The sequence below is a fragment of the Mycoplasma todarodis genome, from assembly GCF_004335995.1.
Lineage (GTDB): Bacteria > Bacillota_I > Bacilli_A > Mycoplasmatales > Metamycoplasmataceae > Mycoplasma_K > Mycoplasma_K todarodis.
In genome coordinates, this window is record NZ_PSZP01000032.1 from 1 (window position 1) to 7264 (window position 7264).

7 protein-coding genes are annotated in these 7264 nt (G+C 31.7%); 5 read left to right on the forward strand and 2 right to left on the reverse strand.

Annotated elements, in window-relative coordinates; translation table 4 throughout:
* Nucleotides 1–58: 58 nt before the first annotated feature.
* The 4 genes from rplI to C4B25_RS03600 are packed head-to-tail and all read left to right on the forward strand — an operon-like array spanning nucleotide 59 to nucleotide 4066.
* A complete protein-coding gene (gene rplI / locus C4B25_RS03585; protein ID WP_168380692.1) occupies nucleotides 59–496 on the forward strand; it encodes a 50S ribosomal protein L9 in 438 nt (145 codons plus the stop codon).
* Nucleotides 489–1823, forward strand: coding sequence for a replicative DNA helicase (gene dnaB / locus C4B25_RS03590; RefSeq protein WP_168380693.1), 1335 nt, complete (start codon nucleotides 489–491; stop codon nucleotides 1821–1823). The genes rplI and dnaB overlap by 8 nt, the downstream gene beginning before the upstream one ends.
* Complete coding sequence (locus tag C4B25_RS03595) at nucleotides 1823–3037, forward strand: hemolysin family protein (protein WP_131613678.1); 1215 nt, start codon at nucleotides 1823–1825, stop codon at nucleotides 3035–3037. Before dnaB ends, C4B25_RS03595 begins: the two co-directional genes overlap by 1 nt.
* 39 nt (nucleotides 3038–3076) lie before the next feature.
* Nucleotides 3077–4066 carry a YitT family protein gene (locus C4B25_RS03600; protein WP_131613679.1) on the forward strand — a complete coding sequence of 330 codons (990 nt, stop codon included), beginning with the start codon at nucleotides 3077–3079 and terminating at the stop codon, nucleotides 4064–4066.
* A gap of 20 nt (nucleotides 4067–4086) precedes the next feature.
* Here C4B25_RS03600 and trpS read toward each other — a convergent pair whose 3' ends face one another.
* Complete coding sequence (trpS, locus tag C4B25_RS03605) at nucleotides 4087–5076, reverse strand: tryptophan--tRNA ligase (protein WP_131613680.1); 990 nt, start codon at nucleotides 5074–5076, stop codon at nucleotides 4087–4089.
* Between the two features lie 74 nt (nucleotides 5077–5150).
* On the opposite strand from trpS, the gene C4B25_RS03610 reads away from it, so the two are divergent.
* Complete coding sequence (locus C4B25_RS03610; protein WP_131613681.1) at nucleotides 5151–5501, forward strand: PTS glucose transporter subunit IIB; 351 nt, start codon at nucleotides 5151–5153, stop codon at nucleotides 5499–5501.
* Between the two features lie 10 nt (nucleotides 5502–5511).
* Here C4B25_RS03610 and C4B25_RS03615 read toward each other — a convergent pair.
* Nucleotides 5512–7264, reverse strand: a 1753-nt coding sequence (locus C4B25_RS03615; protein WP_131613682.1) for a ribonuclease J, incomplete at its 5' end; no start/stop codon positions are given.

The following is a 7264-nucleotide window of genomic DNA, read 5'->3' on the forward strand; positions in this document are numbered from 1 at the left end:
GAAGAGTCATTATCAATCTTTGCAGATAACCTAATACAGGCGATTGTGAGTGTGAAAAATGAAAGTAATAATAATTAAAGATTGTAAAAATGGTAAAGTTAACGACGTTGTCGACGTTGCTGACGGATATGCAAAAAACTTCTTGATAAAACAAGGGTATGCTTTACCTATAAACAATTCAACAAAAAGACTACTAGATAAAAAACTAGAAAAAATTAAAGAGCAAGAAGCTGAGGATTTAGCTAGCGCAAAAGAAATGAAAACTAAAATCGAAAGTGTAACCCTTGAATTTGGACTTAAATCAATTAACAATAAAGTTCATGGTTCAATCACTAATAAACAAGTGACTAAACAACTAAGAGAAAAAGGTATTACCATTTCAAAATATGCGTTACCACATATCCATATTGCATCAATTGGAATAACAAAAATTAAAGCTCAACTTCATAAAGAAGTAGAAGCAATAATTAATGTTAAGGTGGTCAACAATGGCTAAAGAGCATAGTGCTATAGAAATAGAAAAAGCAGTCCTAGGTCTGCTTCTTTCTAATCACCATTTAATTGGGAATACAGTTGGATATATAAATGCGGAAGAGTTCTATGATAAAAGACATAGAATTATATTCGAAACACTTGAAGAATTAGCAGCATCAGATATTGCAATTGAAATTGCTGCAATTATTAATAGATTAAAAGAAAAAGGACAATTTGTAGAAATTGGTGCAGAAGCATATTTAGGAACCTTAATTGGTCAAGCTGCTTTGGAATCAAACCTTACAAAATTTATAAAAGTTATTTCTGAGAAAGCACACCTACGTAAAGTTAAGGCTGTTGTTTCTCAACTTGGTAAAGACCTTGAAAAAGAAGATGTGGATGCTAATGAATTAATTGAAAAAGTTGAAACAGATATCCTTGCTTCAACAAGAGATACAGCAATGGGTGAGTTTGAAGATGCTGCAACAATTATTAAGAAAACTATTAAGAATATTGAAATGCGTCAATCTTCAACTGATCTTGCTGGTATCCCTACAAACTGAACTGATTTTGATGGAATGACATCAGGTTTCCAAAAGGGTGACCTTGTTATATTAGCTGCCAGACCTTCAATGGGTAAGACAGCTTTCGCGCTTAATATAGCGGCAACAGCTGCCAAAGATCATAGTGTTGCGTTTTTCTCATTAGAGATGCCTAAGGAACACTTGATGGCTCGTGTTCTATCATCAGTATCTTATGTTGATGGATATAAATTCAAGAAAAATGCAATGACTAAATTAGACTGAGAAAAATTAAACTTAGCCGAAGAAAAAATTGCGAACATGAAATTATTTATCGATGATACTCCAGGACTTACATTAGCGGAATTAATGTGAAAAGCTAAGAAGCATCACAAAAATCATCCAATTGATATGATTGTTATTGACTATATGCAACTTATTGCAGGACCAAAAGGTTCTTCGGGAGATAACAGACAAGCAGAAGTTTCTGCTATTTCTCGTGGTCTAAAACAATTAGCGCGTGAACTTAATGTTCCGTTGATTGCCTTATCACAACTATCACGTCGTGTTGAACAACGTGAAGATAAACGTCCTATGATGTCAGATATTAGAGAGTCAGGTGCTATCGAACAAGATGCTGACCTTATCATGTTCTTATATAGAGAGGCTTATTATAAAAAAGCTGAAGAAACTTCAGAAGAAGATTTAAGACATCAAACAACAAAAGTTATCATTGCTAAACATAGGAATGGTGCAATTGGTGATATTGATTTAGCATTCGATCCTTCAATAGGATTATTTACGAATAAAACTAAAGGAGAAAATTAATGAGTAAACCCTTGATAATCGGTTTAATTTCTTTATTGATTATATTGATACTTCTATCATCAATGTTTTCAGCTGCGGAAACTGCTTACTCTTCAGTCAATCCAGCAAAAATCTCATTAGAGGTAAAGAAAAAAACCAAAACTGGTAAATTATTAAAAAAACACTTAAAAACATTTGGGTGAACGCTATCAACAATATTAATAGGGAATAACCTTGTTAATATTGGTGCATCAGTATTAATCTCATATATTTTAGGTTCATTATTAAATTCGACAGAAGTTGCAACATTAGTTTCAATTCTTGTAATGACTCCTATCATTGTTGTTTTTGGTGAAATACTTCCAAAAGTATTAGCTAGAAAATATGCTTTTGGATATTTAAAAAGAATAGTTTTTCTAATGGAAGTATTGAATTACTTATTCTTTCCATTTACATACCCAATAAGTAAAATCAATATTGGTGGTGGAGTTACTAACACTGAAAACGAACTTAAGCAAGTTTTAGATACAGGTAGAAAAGAGGGAGTTATCGAAAAAAGAGAAGCAACTCTTGCATCGAATGCTCTTGATTTAGATTCCACTAGAGCTGGATCAGTGTGTACAAAAAGAAAACAAATAGTTTCTATCACTGAAAAAACAACACTTGAAGAAGCTAAAAACGTTTTTGACTACACAGGTTATTCTAGATTACCTTTTATAAAGAATAAAAAATGAATTGGTACAGTTCACTTAAAAGATATTATGTTTATGTCTGAGGGGAATCCTGAAGAAATGGTTGCTGAAGTCCCATTTGTTTCTAAAAATATGATTCTTACAAATGTATTGGAAATCATGCGTTTGAAAAAAACACATATTGCATTTGTTACTGAAACAAATAAATCTTCAAAAGTTGTAGGTATCATTACATTAGAAGATATCATTGAAGAACTTTTTGGTGAAATCTATGATGAACATGATGTTACAGATTCAGTGAGGCAATTAGGTCTACACAAATGAACTGCTGATGGTACTGATGAAATGTCTAAGATTGCTGAAATCACAGGATACAAATTTGATGATATTGAAGAAGGTATAACACTTCAACAATGGGTTAAAAAGCGTATAAATAGACATATTAAAGAAGGGTTAATTTATATCCACAGAAAGAAAATTAGAATAAAAGTTATTTCGAATAAAAGAGGGTTTATAACTCAGTACGAAATTAGCGAAAAATAAAAAGGCATATTTATGTCTTTTTTTTGTTATAAATAAATTATGGATAAAAATTTAATTCGTAAATGAGCTTGGATAATAACAATCCTCATAGTCTCATCATTCTTGTTTTCTTTAGGAGTAAAGTTATTTGTTTCGTCAGCTAAAACATTCTCGTCAGGACTTGGGGCATTCCCTCAATTTCTTACATACATCACTGACCTAGATCAAAAGTATTTCTCAATCTTATACTTCCTATTCAATATCCCATTTTTAATAGTATTCTTCTTCTTAGTAAGAAAGAAATTCATTATTTTAACATTCGTTTGATTACTATTCCAACTAACATGAGGGCAATCAATGGAAATTATGCCTGGAATAAAGGATGCTGACCCATTCCATATAGGGTTATATAAAACAGCGCAAGGCGGTAAAGAGACTACCATTGGCCTTGTAACTGAAAACTGAGCTATTATCATTCAACCATGTGTCGGTGCCGTTATAACAGGTACTGGTACTGCATTAGCATGAAAAACTGGTGGTTCATCTGGTGGAGCTGATATTATTACTTACTACATCTCAACGAGAAAACAGAAATCTCCTGGTGTTGTTGCGACTATCGTGTCGCTTTCAATTGCATTAACAATGATCGTTATACAAACTATTATGGGTAATGTTCCAATTGGTGATGATCCAACACAAATGCTATTTGGTCCAATTACTTGAGGGACACTGGGGTATATATTTATATCATCAGCTATACTTTCCAAAATATATCCAAGATATAAAAAGGTTGAAGTTGTTATATCTTCAAATAAAGTAGAACAAATAGTTAGATACTTTAAATATACGGGTTATGTTCATGGATATAATGTTTCAACTATGAAATCGGGTTACACTGGTAAAGAGGTTAAAACAATAAGAACAGTTATGTTGTTCTTGGAATTAAAACCAATACTTAAAAAACTTAAAGAGATTGATCCGAATGTCTGAATTTCTACAACTGTTGTTTCTGGAATAATTGGAAACTTTAATCATAAATCAGTTGAATAAAAAAATCGCTTATGCGATTTTTATTTTAACCCTAGTTTTCTTTCTAGTTTTCTTACATTTCTACGTGCAACGTAGCTAGCTTTTTCAGCACCAGCGTTAGCAATCTCATCAACACGAGATCTTGCTTCTGTAAATTTAGATTGAATATTAATTAAGAAGTCTTTAACTACTTCAGATACTTCTTGTTTGAATTCACCATAATTAGCTTCTTTAAAGTGAGTTTCAGCTTCACTTATGGAAATATCTTTAAGTCCTGCATAAATAGTTAATAGGTTAGTCACACCAGGTTTGTCTGGAGAAGCATAAACTTTATTTTCTGAATCAGTAACCGCTTTCTTAATTTTGTTAGCTGCTACAGCAGGATCGTCAAGTAAAAGGATGTGTGATTTTGGTTGTGGAGAAGATTTTGACATTTTAGAAGAAGGGTCTGTTAATGACATGATTTTAGCACCTTCTTTTGCAAAGTATGGTTCAGGTAATTTGAACATTTCACCATATTTATTATTAATTCTTGAAGCAATGTTTCTTGTTAATTCCAAGTGTTGTCTTTGATCGGCACCAACTGGAACTGTATCAGGGTTGTATAGAAGTATATCTCCCGCCATAAGTGTTGGGTAAATTAGAAGACCAGTTGGTATCATTTCTGTCCCGTTTGAATTCTTAACTTTTGAAGACTTATCTTTAAACTGAGTCATTCTATTAAGTTCACCAATTGTAGTTTGAGTTGTCATTAATCATGACATGTGTCCATGTTCAAGAACATCTGATTGATTAAATAAAACTGTTTTTTCAGGATCAAGTCCACAAGCAACATATAGTGCCATGATATCTTTCTTATTTTTTCTCAGTTCTTTAGGATCGATTGGCGTTGTTAATGCATGTAAATCAGCAACAAATATAAACATTTCAAATTCATCTTGTAATTTTACAAAGTTTTTAATTGCTCCTAAATAATTACCTATTGTTAATGTACCAGTTGCTGTGATACCACTTACTATTCTCTTTTTCATTTTATGCTCCTTTTTTTAAATATAGTATAATTTTAACACATGTTATAATAAGACAAAATATATAAGGGGTTAAAATGACAACATCAGACAAAATTAAAATAGTTTTACTTACAATAGTGACATTAGGGTTGATTTGAATATGAATTAATAAGAAACAATCAGCTAATAAAGAATTAACTGTAGATACAAAAGTTAAAGTCAATATAAACTCTATTATTGATTTTATCGGTTCAGATAATATAACTGAAATCACAAACACACATCAAAGAGTTAAAATTATGTTCAAAGATAGAAAAGACGTTAATAAAGAAGGTCTTGAAAATCTTAAAGGTGTATCTGGAACAATGTTTACTTCAACATCAGTTTCTTTAGTTGTTGGTAAATCAGCTGCGGAAGTAGCTAAACAATTAGAATTAAAAAAATAAGCTATAAAGCTTATTTTTGTTTATTAACTACTGGTTTATTTTGAGTAGTTGGTTTCTTAGAAACTGGTTTTTTATTTAAATTAGGTTTCTTTTGATTTGGGTTTTTATTTCCATTTTGTTTTTTAACTGGTGCTTTTTTAGCAACTGGTTTTTTATTATTGTTTTGTTTTTTAGCAACTGGTTTCTTTTTAGAATCATTTGCTTTTTTAGGTTTATCTTCAACAAACATAACAACAGGAATAATGATTGGTCTTCTACGTTTAACTTTGTAGAATAGAGGTTCTAATCTTTCTTTGATTATTGCCTTAACATCATTAACTGTTCAATCCTTTTTATTTTTGATTGTGTATAAAGTTGAACCGTGAACTAATCTTTGCGCTTCTTTCATTAATTCTTGTGAAGATTTAACAAATAGAGTTCCACGAGAAATAAGTCTTGGTCTACCTACAATAACGTTTTTCTTCTTATTAATAGCAACAACAACATTTACAAATCCAGAATCAGCAAGTTTTTCTCTTTCTGCTATAACTTTATTTGTACTTTTTGAAGCTGTTATACCATCAATATAGATAGGACCTGGATCGATGAATTCACCAGAAATTCTAACTTTTCTATCTACCATTTCAACAACTTGTCCGTTATCAATGATGAATACGTTTTCTTCAGGAACTCCTGATTCAATAGCTGTTTGAGCATGAGCAACTGACATTCTGTACTCTCCATGGAAAGGTATGAAGTATGAAGGAGTTGATTTTCTAAATACTGTACGGTGTTCATCTTTATAAGCATGACCTGAAGTATGTAATCTTCCGTCAATACCATTTTCTTTAATAATGGCACCTAGTTTAGTTAATTGGTTGATAAGTAATTCAATTTTCATTCTGTTACCTGGGATAGCAGATGATGAGAAGATGATTAAATCATCTTTTTCAATTGTTACTTGATGGTGTTGTCCTCTAGCCATTCTTGAAAGAGCAGCCATTTCTTCACCTTGTGATCCTGTTGTAAGAATGAAAATTTCATTTGGATCATATTTAGCAATTTGCTTTTTATCGATTATTGTATTTGGATTAACTTTAATATAACCGACTCTTGAAGCGATTTTAATTCCATTTACCATTGAACGTCCGAATGGACAAACTTTCTTACCAAGTCTTTCAGCCATTTCAATAACGGCTACGACTCTTTCAATGTTTGATGCAAAGGTTGTAAAGAATACTCTTTTCTTACCTTCTTTAATCATTTTTTCGATATCTTGAAGAATCCCTTGTTCTGTTGGTGAGTGGTCAGGTCTCATAGCATTTGTTGAGTCTGAGAATAAGATAGTTAAATCTTCCTTACCGATTCTTTCTAATTTGTCAAAGTCTGTGTGAGCACCAATTGGTGTGTAGTCGATACGGAAATCTCCTGTATCAGCAACAGAACCATTTGGTGTTGTAACTCTAATTCCAAATGCATCTGGAATTGAGTGTTGCACAGTTCAGAAATCTACTGAGATTTGGTCGTATTCAACTACCATATCTTTTTCAATTTCTATAAATTCTGTGTTGTGTTTAATTTTTCTTTCAGCTAATTTAGCTTTAATGTATTCGCAACCTATTTTAGGTGCGTAGATTTTAGGAATATGCAGTTCTTGTAATAGATAAGGAATAGCACCAATATGGTCTTCGTGACCATGAGTGATGAATATTGCTTTAATTTTGTGATTATTGGCTTTTAGGTAAGTGTAGTCAGGGATAATTCCTTGAATACCTGTTTGTCAT